Below are 20,101 nucleotides of genomic sequence, written 5' to 3' on the forward strand. Positions count from 1 at the left end.
CCTACCTATTTATTACTATTGCTGCTGCAATTGCGAGCAATCCATAAACTATTCCTGTAAATTTAACAATTTTACAGTCCCTGTGTAAATTATTTCTTTTTAACTCCTTACTCGTTCTAAATATTAAAATATAACTAATAATTAAAAAGATAATTACTATATTATTATTAATAACTCTTTTTAAATCATTTATTAAAAACACATGCGCCTCCAACTATATACAATATTGTTACATTATTAGTAATATTTACATAATTGAGGTATTTTATACTTACTTTTAAAAAATATGTTTATTATTTACTGAGCACCCCCCTTAACGGCAAGGACGTTCCGTCCTTTGCAATCCTCGTTTTTTATTATATAGGAAAGGAGAACTTTCCTATATAATAAAAAAGCGATAGGCATACCTATCGCGAAGTTTATTTGCATAATTACATACATAACTAAATTTATAAATTGTATTTTTGTTTTTTTCGAACTAATGTAGAAATATCAATTCCTAATTTACTAGCAGCTTCTTTCATGTTTTTTGAGATAGCTAATGAATTTTCTATTATTTCCCTTTCATATTCATTCATCTTTTCCTTTAATGTTTTATTATCAAACATTAACATATTAGAATCTTCCATACCTATTTCTGATTCATTCATCATTAGATGCTCTCTATACATGTTTGCATCTATAAAAGCATCATCTGACATAAGGACTAACCTTTCAATAATATTTTTAAGCTCCCTAATATTTCCTGGCCATTCATATAGTAAAAAACTTTCCAAACAACTAGTTGTAAAAAAACAGTTTTTACCATATTTATTATTATAATATTCTAAAAATTCATGAGCCAAAGGAATGATGTCTTCCTTCCTAAGTCTAAGAGGCGGAATTACAAATCGAACTACATTTAACCTATAATATAAGTCAGCCCTGAATTTCTTATCTTCCACCAATTGTTTTAAGTCTGCATTAGTTGCAGCTATAATTCGTGCGTTAAATTCTACTGTTTTAGTACCACCTATACGATAAAATATCCTGTCGTTTATGGCACTTAAAAGTTTCACCTGCAAAGTATATGGCATATCACCTATTTCATCTAAATACAATATTCCACCATTTGCTTCTTCGAAAAGGCCTTTTTTACCACCTTTTTGAGCTCCTGTAAATGCCCCTTCCTCATATCCGAAAAATTCCGACTCTAAAAGATGTTCTGGAACTGCGCTACAATTTATTTTAATAAATTTACCATCTTTACAATTACTAATATTATAAATATAAGTTGCTATAAAGTCTTTGCCAACACCTGTTTCTCCTAATATTAATATAGTGCTATCTACTGATGCAATTTTTTTAGCCCTACTATAAATATTTTTCATCTTATCATTATTTAATATTAGTAATGGCTCCTTATTTATCTCTTTTGTCTTTAAATCATATTCATTATTTTTTATATAAAAATTCTTTTCTTTAGTAATACTTTTCATAAGAACATCTAATTCTGATACATCTCGAATTACTGCAATTGTTTTAGATAATTTACCATTTTCATCAAAAATAGGCGACCCTGAAACTAAACATCTTTGGCCTTTATAGTAATTATTAATTGTGGATACTGGACCCTTTGTTTCTATGACCTTTGCACAACACGAATTTGGCAAAACATTTAAATTTCTTAGATTATAAACTGTTTTCCCAATAATTTGTTCTCTAGTTAATCCAGATAAATTTAAAAAAGCGTCATTAACATAAATTGTTGTACCTTCTTCATTAGTAATATAAATTCCATCATTTAATTTATTAAACATTTCATTATATAAATATCTCTGTCTGTTTAATCTTTTAATTTGTTTTTCTAGTTCTTTATCAAGAGAAAAATCATAAAAGAAAAAAGCATATAATTCATATTTGTAAAGCTTAAGTTCTTCATGTATTACATAATATTCTGTATTATCAATATACTTTACAGGATAAAGATAATTATCTTTGTCAACATCAATATTATTAAAATAAATAGTAATTTTCTTATTCAAATATTTTTTATTTTTGCATATATGTTTCTTAAAATATTCATTACTAAATAATACATTAAATTTATTGTCTGTTATAACAAATCCAGTATATATATGTTGAAGCTTCATATTTTATCCCCCTCTACAATTAAGGTTGTCTAAACATTAAAAATTATCAATATATATTGATAATTTTTAAACAATATGTTATCATGAATTGACTATATAAATTAATTAAATTATAATTTATTAATTTATAATATCATAGCATATGCAAATTTGCAATTACTTATACTAAATATATGTAATCCTGCATATTATTTTATAAGTTTTATAATAATATATTATTATATTTATACATATAAAAAAAATTTATATTAAAAAATCAATGTTTCAAGCGCATCCTTGTAATATTGGCATGATTTATGCTTATAATACTTATATATAAGTAAAAATATAGGAGGAAATAGATTATGAAAACAGCAGTAATAGCATCTGCAGTAAGAACACCAATTGGATCTTTTGGAGGAGCTTTGGCACCTTTATCAGCCGTAGACTTAGGAGTTATAGCAGCTAAGGAAGCAATAAAGAGAGCTAAAATAGAACCTTCAATGGTAGAAGAAGTATATTTAGGAAATGTTTTAGGAGCTGGATTAGGACAAAATGTAGCTAGACAAGTTACATTAGGAGCAGGTATACCTATTGAAACTCCTGCACTTACAATTAATATGGTATGTGGTTCTGGATTAAGAGCTGTTAGTATGGCAGCACAATTTGTTGAAAGTGGTCAATGTGATGTTATCCTTTGTGGTGGTACAGAAAGTATGTCAAATGCACCATACTTACTTCCTAAAGCAAGATGGGGACATAGAATGGGCGATGGAAAAATAGTTGACTATATGATTAATGATGGATTGTGGGATATCTTTAATGGATATCATATGGGAATTACAGCAGAAAATGTAGCTGAACAATATGGTATATCTAGAGAAGAACAAGATAGAATAGCAGTTCAAAGTCAAAATAGAGCTGAAGCAGCACAAAAATCAGGTAGATTTGCTGATGAAATAGTACCAGTTCCTATTCCACAAAGAAAAGGTGACCCAGTTATAATAGATACTGACGAATTCCCAAGACATGGATCTACAGTTGAAAAAATGGCGAAATTAAGACCTGCATTCAAAAAAGATGGAACTGTAACAGCAGGTAATGCTTCTGGTATAAATGATGGAGCAGCAGCATTAATTATAATGAGTAAAGAAAAAGCAGAAGAACTTGGTATTGATTATATAGCAGAAGTAGTTAACTACGGTTCAGCTGGTGTTGATCCTAGTATAATGGGTACAGGACCTATTCCTGCTACTAAAAAAGCTTTGAAAAAAGCTAATTGGACAGTTGCTGATTTAGATTTAATTGAAGCTAATGAAGCTTTTGCTTCTCAAGCTATTTCTGTTTCTAAAGAACTAGGTTTAAATGAAGATATTACTAATGTAAATGGTGGAGCAATAGCATTAGGACACCCAATTGGAGCATCCGGAGCAAGAATTCTTGTTACACTATTACATGAAATGGAAAAAAGAGATTCTAAAAAAGGTCTTGCAACATTATGTATCGGTGGTGGAATGGGAACTTCTATACTAGTACAAAGATAGTAAAATTAAAGATAAATATAGAGAAAGGTTGCCTTTCTCTATAATTTCGTCTATAATTTAATAAATTTATCAATTATTATATTAAGAAAGGATGAATGACTTGATTAACAAAATTATTTCTATTGAAAATGCTGTTGAAAAAGTACAAGATGACATGACAATTATGGTTGGTGGCTTTTTAGCAAATGGTTCACCTGAATCCTTAATTGATGCACTTGTAAAGAAAAATGTTAAAAACTTAACTCTTATTTGTAATGATACAGGCTTTCCTGACAGAGGCGTTGGTAAAATGGTAGTTAACAAGCAATTTAAAACAATGATTGCATCACATGTAGGTACAAATCCAGAAACTGCTAACCAAATGAATTCTGGCGAAACTGAAGTTATTTTAACTCCACAAGGAACTCTTGCAGAAAAAGTTAGATGTGGTGGAAATGGACTTGGAGGATTCTATACTCCTACAGGAATAGGAACAGAGGCGGAAAATGGAAAAGAGAAAAAAGTAATAGATGGAAAAGAATATATCTTTGAACTTCCATTAAAAGCAGATGTTGCATTATTAAAAGCTTCTGTTGTAGATAAAAAAGGTAATATGGTTTTCGATAAAACAACAAAAAATTTCAATCCATTAATGGCTGCAGCAGCAGAAGTTGTTATAGTTGAAGCTGATAAAATAGTTGAAGTTGGTGAAATAGATCCAGAACTAGTTATGTGTTCAGGAATCTTTGTTGACTATATTGTTGGAGGTGACAAATAATGGATGCAAAAAAAGTAATCGCAAAAAGAGTAGCTCAATTATTAAATGACGGTGATGTAGTTAATTTAGGCATTGGATTACCTACTATGGTAGCAAACTTCATTCCAGAAGGAATAGATATTACTTTCCAATCAGAAAATGGATTCTTAGGTTTAGGACCTGCTCCTGCAGAAGGAAAGGAAGATTGGGATTTAGTAAATGCTGGTGGTATGCCTTCATCAATTGTACCTGGAGGAATGTTCTTTGACAGTGCTACTTCTTTTGGAATTATTCGTGGAGGACATGTTGACGCAACAGTTCTTGGCGCTATGGAAGTAGATGAAAAAGGAAGCTTAGCAAACTGGAAAATACCAGGAAAAATGGTTCCAGGAATGGGCGGAGCTATGGACCTTGTTGTTGGAGCAAACACTGTTATTATTGCTATGGTACATACTCAAAAAGGAAAACCAAAAATATTAAAAGAATGTAGACTTCCTTTAACTGCTAAAGAGCAAGTTAACATTATAGTTACTGAAATGGCTCTAATAAAAGTTACTCCAGAAGGATTAGTTCTTGAAGAATTAGGACCAGAAGCTACTGTAGAAGATGTAAAAGCTGCTACAGAAGCTAATCTAATAGTATCACCTAATTTAAAAAGATTTGGTTTAGAAGATTAAAAAATATAAAAGGGCAAAAAAAGCCCTTTTTTTTGTATAATTTTTTCTTCACCTATTTATCACAATTATGTTATATTATTAATAACAATAAAAAAACTTAACTCGATAAAATGGAGGGATTATGAAATTTAAATATAGCTTGAAAAATAAACTTTTTTTAGTAATTCTTTGTGTGCTAATATTTAATATTGTATTATCCCTTATACTTGGAACTACTATGTTTGATAAATTATATACTTATGATAAAATTAATAACATTAAAAGTGGAGTAGACAATATTTCATCAAATTATTTAAATGGTGACTTAAATAAAACTATTGAAGAGATAATTAATTATGAAGTGCAAAATATGACAATTTGCATATTTTCTATGAATACAACTACAGGTGCTGGTAATATTGAATACTACTCAAGACAAAGATACTTTACCTTAAATCCATTTGACAATAAAGTGCTTTATTTATTAAGAAGATTATTTTTGGAAAATGCTTTTGATGAACTAACTAAAAATAATTATTATATTATAAATGATGAAGATAACGTCTCTGGTAACAACATAACGGTTATATCTAATATTACTGCTGATAAGTATATTTTAATTCAAACACCTAAAAAATTTATAGAAGATATTTCTTATTCAGCAATTAAATATTCAATGATTATTTCTATTTTTACTTTATTAATTGGTGCCATAATAATATATTTTGTTGCAGATCGTGCAACTAAGCCTATACGAAAAATACAAATTATAGCAGATAAAATTTCTAGTTTAGATTTTTCTAACAGATGTGATATATTATCAAATGATGAAATTGGTTTACTATCAACCAGCATAAATAACATGTCCGAAAAACTTCAAGATTTTATATCACAATTAATGATTGCTAATAAAAAACTAAAAGATGATTTAATTAAACAAGAGAAAGCTGATAAAATGACAAAACAACTTTTTGTAAATGTTTCACATGACTTTAAAACACCTTTGACGTTAATCATGAGTTATTCAGAAGCCTTACTAGATATGAAAAATATAGATGAGAAAACCAAAAAAGATTATTTGAAAATTATAATTGATGAAGGAAACAAAATGTCTAAGTTTGTTCAAGAGTTATTAAAATTATCTCAACTAGAAAGTGGAATAATTAAATTAGAAAAATCTAATTTTAGCATTAATGAAATAATAAATGATACAATTATAAATAATTCTATTTTAACTAAAGAAAAAAATATAATTATAGAAAAATATATTTCTAATAATGACATCGTTTATGCAGACTATTATAGAATAGAACAAGTATTCCAAAATTTATATGAAAATGCTATTAAATATGCCTCTTACAATGGAATTATAAGAGTTTCTACTATAAATAGAAATAACCATTGCATTATTAAAATTTATAACTCAGGTAATAGTATTTCAAAAGAAGATTTAGAAAATATATTTATTAGCTTTTATAAAGCTGACAAATCAAGAAAAAACTTAGGAAGTTATGGACTTGGTTTAGCAATTGTTAAAGCAATTATGGATATGCATAATGAAAAATATGGAGTTCAAAATGTTGATAATGGCGTTGAATTTTGGTTCGAACTTGAAAATTCTGAAATTAATCTTGAACTGGAGGATTATTAATGGAAATCAAAATTTTATTAGCTGAAGATGAAGATAATATTAGAAAACTTGTATCAACTTACTTAATTAATGATGGATTTAAAGTTATAGAAGCAGCAAATGGTGAAGAAGCAATTGAATTGTTTGATAATAACAACTTTTCTCTTGTCATATTGGATATAATGATGCCAAAAATTGATGGATATGAAGTATGTCGCTATATTAGAGAAAACTCAGATGTACCTATTTTAATGTTAACAGCAAGAGATACTGAATCTGATGAACTAACTGGATTTAATTCTGGAGCAGATGAATATATTTCTAAACCATTTAGTCCTAGAATACTAGTAACGAGGATAAAAAATCTTTTAAAGAGAACTTCTCAAAACAACATGCAGGATATCGAATTAAATGGAATTACAATTAAATACCGTGAACGTTTAGTTTTAGTAAATGGAATAAAAGCAATATTAACTCCTAAAGAATTTGATTTATTTTATTATTTACTTCAAAATAAAAATATAGTTTTAACCAGAAACCAAATATTATCAACAGTATGGGGTTGGGATTACTTTGGAGATGACAGAACTGTAGATACTCACATAAAATGCTTACGTTCTAAAATAGGTAAATATGCTAAAAACATTGTAACAATACGTAAAGTTGGTTACAAATTTGAATATGATGATAGCGAGTAAGCAATTGTATAAACTAAAAACCAGGAATATTAAATCCCTGGTTTATTATAATGTCTTTCTAAGGCGTAACCTGAAGAATCTTCATAGGACAAACATGAGATACTTCACTAAAAGTCTGTTGGTTTTACTTTTAAAGTCATTTCTACCTTTTGTTCTTCGCCATTTCTGATTATAGTTAATTCAACCTTATCATCATTTTTATATTCATATAATTGTCTTTTTAAACTAGACATATTATCTAATTTATCACCATCTATTGCTACTATAATGTCTCCTGGCTTTAAACCAGATTCCGTTGCAGGAGAATTCTTTATTGTTTCAATTATTACTACACCGTAATCTGCACTTACATCTATACCTAAAGCCATTTCATATGTTTCTACATCAACTCCTGTAATACCTACATAAACTGTTGAAAAAGTTCCTTCGTTTATAAATTGTTCTATTATTGGTTTTGCAATATTTATTGGAATTGAAAATCCTAATCCTTCTGCAGTGTTTATTTTTGCTGTATTAATTCCTATTACTTTACCTTCTGCATTAAATAGTGGGCCACCGCTATTACCAGAATTTATAGAAGCATCTGTTTGAATTAAAGGCTCTATAACAGTTCCATCATCAAAGGCAATAGACCTGTTTAAGCCACTTATAATACCTTGAGTTACTGTACGTTCCAGGTCAAGTGTCATTGGATTACCTATTGCTACAGCAGGCTCCCCTATCATAAGTTCATCTGAATCGCCTAGTTCAACAGTTGGGAGTCCTGTTCTATTGATTTTTACGATTGCCAAGTCGAGAGTAGTATCATACCATAATACTTCTCCGATTTCTGTAGTTCCATCTATTAATGATACTGCAATATTTTCAACATTACCATCACCAATAACATGCGAATTTGTTACAATATATCCATCTGAATCAACTATAAAACCAGAACCCATACTTTGTCCTCTCTGAGTTTGAGGTCCAAAAAATGTGTTATATTGTTCAACTACTTCTGAAGTAATTCCTACCACAGTTTTTTGTGACTTCTCGGCAACAGCTGCTGCAAAATATACGTCATCAGACAAATTAATATTTACATCCTGAGCTGTAGCAGTTATATTATCATTATTTTGTTCGTATGCAATATTAAATTGAGTTGCAACAATGTAACCTCCAGCTAAACCTCCTAATAATGCTGATACAATAGCTATAGCTATAAAACTAAAGAAAGACTTTTTCTTATTCCTACTCTTTTTCTTTTTTTCTGGTTCATTAAAATTTGGCATTATAAAGTTAATGTCATTACCTTTGCTATCTAAATTTGTAAAATCACAATTTTCATTTAAATTATTATTTCTTTCATAATTATCCATAACTTTTCCTCCTCATAGTATTATATATATTTTTTATATTTTAATAATATTATTTTAATGTGATGAAATTGTGTTTTTTGAGTGTTAGTTACATGAATTAATCTAACTATTATTTTGTATTTACATATTTTACCTAATATTATCATTAATATCTTTATTTAAACTTAATTTAGTTTTAAATAGATAAAAAAAGACTATACCAAGAGTTTAACTTTACTCTCAATATAATCTTACTTTTATTTGTCTTCGATGTCAATTCCCATATGTACTATTCCGCATATTTCATCTACGGGTAAAGAAAATGATAAGCCTCTACCTTCCTTATTAAGACCTGCTTCTTTTTTTATAGCTTGCATAATAGGCTTCTTTAATTCATTCTCTGTCAAAATCAAAACTACATCTTTTTCTGGTTGTATAGTAATTCCAAAAAATTTCTCTGCTTCATGTATACCTGCTCCCCGGGCATTCAATACTGTACCGCCATTTGCTCCGGCTTTCTTAGCAGCATCCATTACAACATCAGCAAAACCTCTATTAACTATAGTTAATATTAAATTAAAATCTTTATCAGCTTTCATTTTCTCACTCCTTTTCACTATTAAATAAACTACATAAATAATCTAATGTGGTTGCACTGTCTATACTAGTTATAGGTATTGTAAAGGCTATACCATTACCAGGTTTACTTAAATGCATCTTTTCTCTTAAATTATTCATTATTGTTTTAACATCATCTTCATGAACAATGCTTATTACTATATCTTTTTCAGTCTCTCCTAATCCTAAATAATCTAAAATTTCTGATTCTGCTGTTCCTGACCCTAAAGCTATTAAATTGTATTTAACATTATTATTTTTATACATTTCAGTAAATTTTTGTCCCTTACCTCTATCAACAATTGAAATTAGCAGTTTTATCTTTTTAGGTATACATTTTTCATCCAATTCACAGTACCTCCTTAGAAATCAATAATATCATTATCTGAATCTATATCCATATTATCATTATTTTCTTCTTTACTTTTTAATCTAATAGTATATACAAGACCTAAAATCTGGATTGTAATAAGTGGTGTCATAGCAACCATTGCAACTAAACCGAAGGCGTCTGTTAAAATATTACCACCAACTGCTTTAGAAGCACCCATAGCGTAAGGTAACATAAATGTTGCAGTCATAGGACCTGAAGCAACTCCACCAGAGTCAAAGGCAACTCCTGTAAATATAGGAGGAACAAAAAATGTTAAAATTAATGCTAAAGCATAACCTGGTAAAACAAAATACCATAAACTTACACCTTTAAGCACCCTTATCATTGCAATTCCAATGGAAGCTGCTACTCCTATCGATAATGAAATAGACATTGCTCGTTTCGAAATAGATCCACCAGTTATTCCTTCTACCTGCTTTGTAAGAACATGAACAGCAGGTTCAGCTGCTACTATAAAAAATCCCATAACCATTCCAACAGGAACTAAAATCCAGTTATAATTCAGTGAACCAATTGAATTTCCTATATAATTACCAGCTGGCATAAACCCTACATTAACACTAGTTAAGAAAATTACAAGACCTATATATGTATATATTATACCTACTAAAATTTTAATTATTTGACTTTTAGGCAACTTTAAAAATGCGACTTGGAAAATAATAAATAATATTATCACAGGTGATAAGGCAATTGCAACTTCTTTTAAATATTCTGGAAATGCATGTTGAAAAACATAAAAAATTTCACTTAAATTATTAACTTCAGTAATTACTACATTTGAATAACTTCCTGATGATGTATTATAGAACATACCCAAAATTAATACTGCTAATATTGGACCAACTGAGCATAATGCTACAAGACCAAAACTGTCATCATGAGAACTTTTACTACCTCTAACAGAAGCAACACCAATACCTAATGCCATAATAAATGGTACGGTAATTGGACCAGTCGTTACGCCACCTGAATCAAATGCAACAGAAACAAAGTCACTTGGTGTAAATGCAGCTATTATAAATACAATTGCATAAAAAGACAATAGTATATAAGACAACTTAATTTGAAAAACAATACGTAATAAAGCTAATACTAAAAATATTCCTACACCAATAGCTACAGAACTAATAATAATTAAATTTGGAACTGTAGGTACCTGTCCTGCTAAAACTTGAAGATCTGGTTCTGCAACAGTTACCATTACCCCCATTAAAAAACTAATAATAATCAATAAAATTAGATTACGTGATTTAGTTAACTGTGCACCAACCTTTTCACCCATAGGCATCATAGACAAATCTGCTCCAAGAGTAAAAAGACCCATTCCAACTACTAACAAAATAGCCCCAATAATAAACAAGTTAAAAAGACTTGATGGCATTGGAGCTATTGTAAAATGTAAAACTATAACAATAGCTGTAATTGGAAATACTGATAATATCGATTCCCGTATTTTTTCTAAAAGCTTTCTATTCAATTAATCCTCCTTTATTAAATATTATTTCAATATTGTAAAAATTATAAATTTATCTTAATTATATAGTTAATAAAATCCCTAGTCAAGGCGATAAAGAAATATAAATTTTATCTTATTTATGCCTTTTTGTTAATTCTTCCTTTAAATCGTCAATAGTTACACCTTTATCCACCATTAAAACTAATGAATGGTAAATTAAGTCACATAGCTCATAAATAACTTCATCTTTTCCTTCGTTTTTTGCTCCTATTATAACTTCACTAGTTTCCTCTCCAACTTTTTTAAGTATTTTATCTAAACCTTTATTAAATAAATAATTTGTATAAGATCCTTCTTTTGGATTATTTTTTCTATTTATTATTTGACTATAAACTTTATTTAATACTGCTTGGTCTATAACCTCTTCTTCAAAAACTTTATTAAAAAAACATGAATATGCTCCTGTATGACAAGCATTACCTATCTGTTCTACCTTTATTAATATTGCATCTGCGTCACAATCATAATATAATCCCTTTAATATTTGTATATGTCCTGAAGTTTCTCCCTTTCTCCATAAACTTTGTCTGCTACGAGAATAATAACATACTCTTTTTTCATTTAAGGTAATTTCTAATGATTCTTTATTCATGTAAGCAACCATTAAAACTTCATTTGTAACATAGTCCTGAGTAACTGCTACAACAAGACCTTTTTCGTCAAATTTTATTTCTTCTAATAATTTTTCTATATCCATTTTAACAACCTTCTTTTCTTATATTCATTCTATTATTACCTATTTTTTACTGCGTCCCCTACGACTATTGTTGAATTTCACATTAGGTGTTATTTTATATTTCCAATGTACATACCCTCTACATGAAAATCTACGTTCGCAATGTAGGGTTTGCATTGTATGCAAACCGCGTGACGCATGCAATGCGTCCCCTACATGCGTATTTCGATACCATTGTCTTTTAAATATTTTTTTAAATCTTTAATATTAATTTCTCCAAAATGAAATACTGAAGCTGCTAAAATACCATCTACATTTGCATAATCAACTGCATCTAAAAAATGCTCTATTTTACCCGCCCCTCCTGATGCTATTACAGGTACGCTTACAGCATCAGTTATACTTTTCAATAAATCTAAATCATATCCATTTTTCATCCCATCTTCATCGATGCTATTTACAACTATTTCTCCAGCTCCAAGATTTACACCTTCTATAGCCCATTGAATAGCATCTAATTCAGTTTTTATTCTTCCACCATTAATATATACACTCCATGAGTTAGAGTTGTTTTTTTTAGCATCTATGGACAATACAACACATTGATTGCCAAATCGTTCGGAAGCATCTTTTATTAATTTTGGATTCTTTACTGCTGATGAATTAACTGATACTTTATCGGCACCACTTCTCAATATATATTTAAAATCATCTATAGTTGATACGCCTCCACCAACAGAAAAAGGTATATTTATCTCATATGCAACACGTTTTACAAACTCAAGAGATGTTTTTCTTTCTTCATTAGATGCTGTTATATCATAAAAAACTAATTCATCAGCACCAGATTCACTATAAAACTTACCTAATCTAGCTGGGTCATCAACATCCTGTATATCTTTAAATTTTTTTCCCTTTACAACCCGTCCGTTTCTAACATCCAAGCATGGTATAATTCTTGTTGTAATCATACTTACTCCTTATAGGAAGCATCTAATGCTTCTTTAAAATTTAATTTATTATCATATAAAGCTTTACCAATTATAGCTCCATATAAATTCATACTGCTTAATTTTTCAATATCTTTTATAGTGGTTACTCCTCCTGAAGCTATAATATTTATGGTTGTTTGTTTTATCAATTTTTCATATACTTTGAAATTAGGTCCAGAAAGCATACCATCTTTTGATATATCTGTATATACCAATGTCTTGATGCCTATATTTTCTAAAAAATTGCATATTTCTATTGAATCTACATTGCCTACTGTTTGCCATCCTCTTGTTGCTACTTTTCCATTATAAGCATCTATAGAAACAGCTATTTTTTCATTATATTTTATAACAAGTTCTTTCAACAAATCTTGATTTTCAACAGCCATCGTACCTACTATAACTCGCTTAATACCTAAGTTTATCAAACTTTTAATTCTGTCTTCACTTCTGATACCACCACCGGTCTGCATAGGAATATTAATTGAATTTGCTATTTTTTCGATTGACTTTCTATTTTGAAAACCTTCATCTTTGGCACCATCAAGGTCTACAATATGAAGATACTCTGCACCTATTGACTCCCATTTTTTTGCCATCTCAACAGGGTCATTCGAATATACATTTACTGTTTCAAATTTACCTTGAGACAATCTAACACATTTATTATCTTTTATATCTATTGCTGGAAATAATATCATAACTAACCCTTCCTATTTAATAATTTCTTTATATGCTTTTAAAATATTCAAACCTGTTTCTCCACTTTTTTCTGGATGAAACTGAATACCATAAACATTTTCGTTTCGTACAATTGCAGGAACCCTTTTTTCATATTCTGAATATGCAAGTAATTCTGTGTTATTTGACACTGCATAATAAGAATGAACAAAATACACATATTCATTTTCATTTATATATTTTAATATAGGGTCATTTTTTTTGAACTTCAAGTTATTCCATCCCATATGAGGTATCTTCTGCTGAACATCTAAATATTCAATATTCCCTTTTATTAATCCTAATCCGTTATATTCTCCATATTCATATCCTTTTTCATATAATAATTGCATTCCAAGACATATTCCTATTAAATATTTACCCTTTAAAACTTCTTCCTTAATTACTTCACTTAATCCTGAATCATTCAACAAGTTAATAGCATCTCTAAAAGCCCCTACTCCAGGAAGTATTAATGACTTAGCTTTTCTTATATCTTTTATATCACTACTTATTTTTACATCTAAATTTAATTTTTGGAATGCTCTTTCTACTGAAGCCAAATTACCCATTCCATAATCAATTATTACATGCATTTATAAAACTCCCTTCGTTGATTGCAAGTTGTCAGATGTTATATTACTAGATGATTTTATTGCTCTACCAAAACCTTTAAATATAGATTCTATTTTATGATGGTCATTTTCACCATATAATATTTCAATATGTAATGTAGATAATGAATTATTAACAAAACCTTTAAAAAACTCCTTAAAATCTTCTGTTGCAATTTCACCAAGTTTATTATTGTTAAAATCTACATTGTAAACAAGGTAAGGTCTACCACTAAAATCTATTAATACTCTAGCTAACGCTTCATCCATAGGCAACAATATTGAGCCATATCTTTCAATTCCTTTTTTATCTCCTAAAGCCTCCTTAAATACCTGCCCTAATGTAATTCCTATATCTTCTGATGTATGATGTGAATCTACATATAAATCGCCTTTGCATTTAACTTTTAAATCAAATCCTCCATGAAAACTAAATAAAGTTAACATATGATTCAAAATTCCTATTCCTGTATCTATATCAGATTTACCTGTACCATCTATATTCAATTCTATACTAATATCTGTTTCAAATGTTTTACGATTTACTTTAGCTTTTCTCATAAGTTATTCCTTTCGAGATATTTAATTTGTTTCTTGCATAATTTTATATATTTCTTTTAAAAGAATTTCATTTTCTTCTTTTGTTCCAACTGTTATTCTATAAAATACTTTTTCATTAAAAACAAATTTTCTAATTAATACTCCACAATCCACTAGTTTTTCATATAAGTTATCCACAGTTTGTTCAATGAATATAAAATTAGATCCTGTAGGAAAAATAGTAAATCCTAACTTTTTAAGATTGTTGCATAATTCATATCTTAGTTTTTTAACTTCTTGAATATGCTCATTAACTTTGTCTATATTATCTAGTGCTTTATTAGCTGCATATTGTGACAATACATTAATATTATAAGGAATTTTAACTTTCCATATATATTCTACCAAGTTTTCATTAGCTATCATTGCACCTACTCGTAATCCTGCTAAACCAAAGGCTTTTGAAAGAGTACGCATAACTATTAAATTTTCATATTTTTTTATTAAGTCAATAACAGTAATTTCAGAAAAGTCTGCATATGCTTCATCTAAAATAATTATTGAATTTTTAACGTTATTTAATAACTTTACTATTTCTTTTTTCGGAGTAACATATCCAGTTGGATTATTTGGATTGCAAAGTATAACAATTTTAGGTTTTATTTTGTTAGCTGTATTAATAAGTTTGTCTATATTTTGAGTAAAATCATATTCAGCTTTAATTCCAACATAATCAGCCCCACACAAATCACAATATGTTTGGTACATACTAAATGATGGTACAAAACTCATTACCTTATCATTCTTTTCACAGTAAGCATTAATAACCATATTGATTAATTCACTTGAGCCATTACCCACAAGTATATTTTCCGCTTTACATCCATAATATATAGACATTTTTTCCCTTAAAATTTTTGAATCGCTATCTGGATAAAAATTTGGTTTGAAATCATCAAATATTAATTTATCTTCTAATAAATAATTATTTCCTTCATTTGCATCAAGCTTTACTTTATAAGGTAGGTCATTTACATAATATGCTTGTAATTTTTGTACACTTGGTTTTAGTTTTATCATGGTTGTTTCCCTTTCTGTTGAGATGTTAATTCGGGTCGCGGTACGCATACAATGCGTCCCCTCGGTTACTTTTCGGGTCGCGATACGCTGCGTCCCCTACGTTTACGTTCTTATTTTTATGGCGTTTGCATGAGCTGTTAATCCTTCATTTTCTGCAAATCTAATTATATCTTCTTTGTACTCCTGTAAAGAATCTTTACTGTAATAAATTAGAGATGTTTTTTTAATAAAATCATCTACACTTAAAGCTGATGAAAATTTAGATGTTGAACTTGTTGGTAAAGTATGATTAGGTCCAGCAAAATAATCACCTACTGGCTCTGGACTATATTCTCCTAAAAATATTGCTCCTGCATTCTTTATATTTTTATAAATATAAAAACAATTTACTGTAAGCAACTCTAAGTGTTCAGGTGCTATTTCATTTGCTAAATCAATACATTCTTTTATACTATCAGCTAAAATTATTGCTCCATTATTTTGTAATGACTTTTTAATTATTTCACTACGTTCTAATATATTAACTTGATTTTTAAGTTCATTTTTAACTTTTTTAATTAATGAAATTGAGTCTGTTATTAGTATAGATGCTGCCATCTCATCATGCTCTGCCTGAGAAATCATATCAGCAGCTATATAAGCAGGATTAGCCATCTCATCAGCAATTATAAGAATTTCACTTGGACCAGCTATCATATCTATACCTACAAAACCAGATACCCTTCTTTTTGCAGCAGCTACAAATATATTACCAGGACCTGTGATTTTATTTACTTTAGGAATAGATTCTGTTCCATAAGCTAATGCTGCTATTCCTTGAGCCCCACCAACCTTAAAAATTCTATCTACACCTGCTATAGAAGCAGCTACAAGTATTGAATCTTTTATTTTTCCGTTTTCTTGAGGAGGAGTAATCATAATAATTTCTTTTACTCCGGCTATTTTTGCTGGAATTGCATTCATTAATACAGTAGATGGATAGGAAGCCTTACCTCCTGGTACATAAATACCTGCCTTTTCAATAGGATTTATTATTTGACCTAGAATTAAATCTTTTCCCTCTGGTTTGTATTTATATCCTTTTCTCATTTGTTTTTTATGATAATCTTCTATATTATCTTTTGATTTAATTAATGTATCTAATAAATCTTTATTAATTGTATTATAAGCCTCCTCTATTTCTTCTATAGAAACCTCTAAATTATCCAATGACACTTTATCAAACTCATTAGTATACCTTTTTATAGCAGAATCTTTATTTTTCCTTACATCTTCTAAAATATTATCAACAATATCATATACGTCATTAAAATCCTGCGAATTCCTACTTTGAAGCTCATTTAAATAGTTTAGCTTGTCTTTTTCCTTAATTATTCTAATCATTTTTTTCATCCTCCTTTCTAATTAACTCAATTACTTCTTTTATTTCATTTCTCTTAAATTTATAACTAATTTTATTTGATATCATCATTCCACTTATCTCATACATATCTTCAAAAACTTCTAAACCATTAGCTTTTAAAGTATTGCCAGTTTCAACTATATCTACTATTACATCAGATAGTCCAAGAATTGGAGCAAGCTCTATAGAGCCATTTAATTTAATAATTTTTATCTTCTGTCCTTTGCTTTTAAAGTACCTTTTAGCTGTTTCAGGAAATTTAGTAGCTACTTTTAAAATTGTATCATCAGTTAATATTTTTTTTCCTTTAATTCCTGCAACAGACAACTTACATTTACCTATATTCATTTTATAAAGCTCATATATATCTGATTCCTTTTCCATAACCATGTCTTTACCAGCAATTCCTAAATCAGCAATACCATTTTCAACATAGGTTATTACGTCTGAGTTTTTCAAAAGCATGAACTTAATATTTCTTTCGTTATCTTTAAAAATTAATTTTCTTGATTTTTCATCTATCGCATTACCAATACCAGTACTTTTTAACATTTTAATCGTTTGTGTTCCTAGCCTTCCCTTAGGAATTGCTACTGTTAAGCTCATTAATTAACCTCCTTATAAAGAACTTTTATTAATTCATCTAGTTCAACTGAAAATCCTATTCCAGGAATTTTATAACCATATTGTTCTGTAAAGGAATCATAACGACCACCTTTTATAATTTCTGTATTAGAACCTTTTATATATCCTCTGAAAATAATACCGTCATAGTAGCTTAGTTCTGAAACCATGGAAAGGTCATATGTAATATTTTTTGTAGTTATACTTTTATCTATGTTGTACAACTCATTAATTCCATCCTTCATTAAATCATTCATATATAAACCATTAAGTTGCTCATTTATTTCATCAAAGTGTCCTTCTAAATCAAATATATTTACAAGAGTACTCATAGCCTCTTTATATGGTAATTTGGACAAATATTCCTTTAATCCTTGTTTATTTTTAGAATGCAATAAATTCAAAACATTATAATAATCTTCATTTATAAAAGAACATCCTTGCATTAATCCCTTTAAAAATTTACTGTTGCCTATTTCAAATAAATAATCATTACTATAATTTTTCATAATTTTTATTGCAGTACCTAATACATATTCATCAGTATTTTTATTTTTTTCTCCAATTAATTCAACTCCTATTTCTCTATTTTCCTTTATCCCAATTCCATTATACTTATATGTTTTTCCATAGTAAAAAATCTTTAGTTTAGTCCCTATATCCCATCTAGGAATATATTTATTAATTATATTTGTAGTAATATCAGGAGATAATATAAGTATTTCACCCGTATTATCAAGCAACTTTACAGTAGCTTTTTTATCTATTCTTGAATTTATATTTGTAAATTCATCATATTCTTCAAAGATAAAAGGCTCGACATTCATATATTCTTCTTTATAAAGAAAATCTTCTATTTCTCTTCTTAAAATGTACATTTTTTGATAAAAATTAATTTCATCTTTAATATTTAAAAAATTCATATATTTCTCCTCCAAAAAATTTAAAAAACCATCTGACTTGTGTCAGATGGCAATAATTACTAAATATTCACCACAGATACAAGTCTTTAAAATTAACGACTAATAGAGCTTGTATCTGTGAGCTAAATTTTAATTTAAGATCACTTACAAACCCTATATCTATGATGATGATGCAATTGTACTAATATTAATTTTTCCATTTTCGCACCTCGTGAATTTATTAGATTATACTCCTAAGTATTTTAGAAGTCAATAATAAATTTACATTATTTATTATATTTTATACTTTGATTATCTAGTTACTTTAACAAGGTATTTTTTTACCATCTTTATAGGATGATAAGATTGCTTGGATTTCCTTAAACCTTTATTACCTGTGTCTTCTTGTCTATTGACAAATTTTGTATCTGAGAAACTATCTTCTAAGAATTTTCTATTTAAAAATGAATAAATACCCTTATATTTTATTTCTCCTCTTTCTGCATGGATTACAGCTAAATTATCATTAACTTTTTCTCCAACAGCAAAACCAGCTAATTCATTATCAACATAAACTGCAATTGATTTAAGTTCCAAATTTAAAAGCTCTCTAAATATATCTTTAATAGCATCTATCTCCATAAGCATTTCTTTGTCAAATGTTACTGCAACTTCTTCATGCCAATTATGCAATAAAGTTAAACAATCATCTATTACATTAGCATCATTAATTTTTTTTAATTCAAAATCATACTTTTTAACAAAAGAATTATAATGATTTTTCTTACCATGATATCTTTTACCCCTAAGGTCAATTAAATCTTGAGTTTTATATACATATTCAAAATCATCTATATCTTCAATTGCTTCTATTTTAAAATTAGTATATTTTTTTAACTCATCTACAAAAACTTCATCCACATCTCCAAATAAATATTTTCTATTAAAGTTTTCATTTCTTTTTATTAACAAATCTACTATCTTATCTAAATTTTCTTTATTGTATCCAAAAGGCTGAGCATAAAAAGTTCCTTTACCTTCTTCATTTTTCTCTATTAAAAGGGTATTTTCAATTGTAGCGTATTTTACATTATTTAGCTTTCTCCACATATATAGTGAAGAAAATAAATATTCATAAGATTCTAGTGTATCTTTATCTATATAACTTTCGATTATATCTTTATCCTCAAGACATAAAGATTTAAAACCTAAAATATAAATCATCTCCTTAATTTATTTTGATATTATAATTATATAACTTACCCACTAATTACAATTATAAACAATACAACATAACATTGTAATATT

21 protein-coding genes are annotated in these 20,101 nt (G+C 28.3%); 5 read left to right on the forward strand and 16 right to left on the reverse strand.

The window, feature by feature from the left end; translation table 11 throughout:
• Window position 1: 1 nt before the first annotated feature.
• Both U8307_RS06425 and U8307_RS06430 read right to left on the reverse strand, forming a co-directional pair.
• Window positions 2-202, reverse strand: coding sequence for a CLC_0170 family protein (locus U8307_RS06425; protein ID WP_326911225.1), 201 nt, complete (start codon window positions 200-202; stop codon window positions 2-4).
• Window positions 203-449: 247 nt separating this feature from the next.
• The gene (locus tag U8307_RS06430) at window positions 450-2,132 is read right to left on the reverse strand and encodes a sigma-54 interaction domain-containing protein (protein WP_326911226.1); all 1,683 of its coding nucleotides are present in this window, start codon (window positions 2,130-2,132) and stop codon (window positions 450-452) included.
• 344 nt (window positions 2,133-2,476) lie between these two features.
• On the opposite strand from U8307_RS06430, the gene U8307_RS06435 reads away from it, so the two are divergent.
• From U8307_RS06435 to U8307_RS06455, 5 genes are all read left to right on the forward strand, one after another.
• Window positions 2,477-3,655, forward strand: a complete 1,179-nt coding sequence (locus U8307_RS06435) for an acetyl-CoA C-acetyltransferase (protein ID WP_326911228.1) — start codon at window positions 2,477-2,479, stop codon at window positions 3,653-3,655.
• 103 nt (window positions 3,656-3,758) lie between these two features.
• Window positions 3,759-4,412 (forward strand): CoA transferase subunit A, encoded by a 654-nt coding sequence (locus tag U8307_RS06440; RefSeq protein ID WP_326911564.1) that lies wholly within the window; start codon window positions 3,759-3,761, stop codon window positions 4,410-4,412.
• Window positions 4,412-5,068 (forward strand): 3-oxoacid CoA-transferase subunit B, encoded by a 657-nt coding sequence (locus U8307_RS06445; RefSeq protein WP_326911230.1) that lies wholly within the window; start codon window positions 4,412-4,414, stop codon window positions 5,066-5,068. The genes U8307_RS06440 and U8307_RS06445 overlap by 1 nt, the downstream gene beginning before the upstream one ends.
• Window positions 5,069-5,189: 121 nt before the next feature.
• Window positions 5,190-6,698: a sensor histidine kinase gene (locus tag U8307_RS06450; RefSeq protein WP_326911232.1), complete on the forward strand. Its 1,509-nt coding sequence runs from the start codon at window positions 5,190-5,192 to the stop codon at window positions 6,696-6,698.
• On the forward strand, window positions 6,698-7,375 hold the full coding sequence (locus tag U8307_RS06455) for a response regulator transcription factor (RefSeq protein ID WP_326911234.1): 678 nt from the start codon (window positions 6,698-6,700) through the stop codon (window positions 7,373-7,375). Before U8307_RS06450 ends, U8307_RS06455 begins: the two co-directional genes overlap by 1 nt.
• 107 nt (window positions 7,376-7,482) lie before the next feature.
• On the opposite strand, the gene U8307_RS06460 is transcribed toward U8307_RS06455, so the two are convergent.
• The 14 genes from U8307_RS06460 to U8307_RS06525 form a co-directional block, all read right to left on the reverse strand.
• The gene (locus U8307_RS06460; protein ID WP_326911235.1) at window positions 7,483-8,733 is read right to left on the reverse strand and encodes a S1C family serine protease; all 1,251 of its coding nucleotides are present in this window, start codon (window positions 8,731-8,733) and stop codon (window positions 7,483-7,485) included.
• Window positions 8,734-8,969: 236 nt separating this feature from the next.
• Window positions 8,970-9,311: a P-II family nitrogen regulator gene (locus U8307_RS06465; RefSeq protein ID WP_326911236.1), complete on the reverse strand. Its 342-nt coding sequence runs from the start codon at window positions 9,309-9,311 to the stop codon at window positions 8,970-8,972.
• Between the two features lie 4 nt (window positions 9,312-9,315).
• A complete protein-coding gene (locus U8307_RS06470; protein WP_326911238.1) occupies window positions 9,316-9,678 on the reverse strand; it encodes a hypothetical protein in 363 nt (120 codons plus the stop codon).
• Window positions 9,679-9,692: 14 nt separating this feature from the next.
• Window positions 9,693-11,204 carry a DUF1538 domain-containing protein gene (locus tag U8307_RS06475; RefSeq protein WP_326911240.1) on the reverse strand — a complete coding sequence of 504 codons (1,512 nt, stop codon included), beginning with the start codon at window positions 11,202-11,204 and terminating at the stop codon, window positions 9,693-9,695.
• Between the two features lie 112 nt (window positions 11,205-11,316).
• Window positions 11,317-11,940 (reverse strand): bifunctional phosphoribosyl-AMP cyclohydrolase/phosphoribosyl-ATP diphosphatase HisIE, encoded by a 624-nt coding sequence (gene hisIE, locus U8307_RS06480; protein ID WP_326911242.1) that lies wholly within the window; start codon window positions 11,938-11,940, stop codon window positions 11,317-11,319.
• Between the two features lie 191 nt (window positions 11,941-12,131).
• On the reverse strand, window positions 12,132-12,890 hold the full coding sequence (hisF, locus tag U8307_RS06485) for an imidazole glycerol phosphate synthase subunit HisF (protein ID WP_326911244.1): 759 nt from the start codon (window positions 12,888-12,890) through the stop codon (window positions 12,132-12,134).
• 2 nt (window positions 12,891-12,892) lie between these two features.
• Window positions 12,893-13,612 carry a 1-(5-phosphoribosyl)-5-[(5-phosphoribosylamino)methylideneamino]imidazole-4-carboxamide isomerase gene (gene hisA, locus U8307_RS06490; RefSeq protein ID WP_326911246.1) on the reverse strand — a complete coding sequence of 240 codons (720 nt, stop codon included), beginning with the start codon at window positions 13,610-13,612 and terminating at the stop codon, window positions 12,893-12,895.
• A 12-nt stretch (window positions 13,613-13,624) separates the two neighbouring features.
• Entirely contained in the window at window positions 13,625-14,227 is a 603-nt protein-coding gene (hisH, locus tag U8307_RS06495) for an imidazole glycerol phosphate synthase subunit HisH (RefSeq protein WP_326911247.1), read from the reverse strand.
• A complete protein-coding gene (gene hisB, locus U8307_RS06500) occupies window positions 14,228-14,806 on the reverse strand; it encodes an imidazoleglycerol-phosphate dehydratase HisB (RefSeq protein WP_326911249.1) in 579 nt (192 codons plus the stop codon). It lies immediately after the preceding gene.
• Between the two features lie 21 nt (window positions 14,807-14,827).
• Window positions 14,828-15,865: a histidinol-phosphate transaminase gene (hisC, locus tag U8307_RS06505; protein ID WP_326911251.1), complete on the reverse strand. Its 1,038-nt coding sequence runs from the start codon at window positions 15,863-15,865 to the stop codon at window positions 14,828-14,830.
• A 102-nt stretch (window positions 15,866-15,967) separates the two neighbouring features.
• Window positions 15,968-17,257 carry a histidinol dehydrogenase gene (hisD, locus tag U8307_RS06510; RefSeq protein ID WP_326911253.1) on the reverse strand — a complete coding sequence of 430 codons (1,290 nt, stop codon included), beginning with the start codon at window positions 17,255-17,257 and terminating at the stop codon, window positions 15,968-15,970.
• Window positions 17,241-17,873 (reverse strand): ATP phosphoribosyltransferase, encoded by a 633-nt coding sequence (gene hisG, locus U8307_RS06515; protein ID WP_326911255.1) that lies wholly within the window; start codon window positions 17,871-17,873, stop codon window positions 17,241-17,243. Before hisG ends, hisD begins: the two co-directional genes overlap by 17 nt.
• Entirely contained in the window at window positions 17,873-18,814 is a 942-nt protein-coding gene (locus U8307_RS06520; RefSeq protein ID WP_326911257.1) for an ATP phosphoribosyltransferase regulatory subunit, read from the reverse strand. Before U8307_RS06520 ends, hisG begins: the two co-directional genes overlap by 1 nt.
• Window positions 18,815-19,105: 291 nt before the next feature.
• Window positions 19,106-20,017, reverse strand: a complete 912-nt coding sequence (locus tag U8307_RS06525; protein WP_326911259.1) for a DUF2156 domain-containing protein — start codon at window positions 20,015-20,017, stop codon at window positions 19,106-19,108.
• Window positions 20,018-20,101: the final 84 nt, after the last annotated feature.

Source organism: Sedimentibacter sp. MB31-C6, assembly GCF_035934735.1.
GTDB lineage: Bacteria > Bacillota > Clostridia > Tissierellales > Sedimentibacteraceae > Sedimentibacter.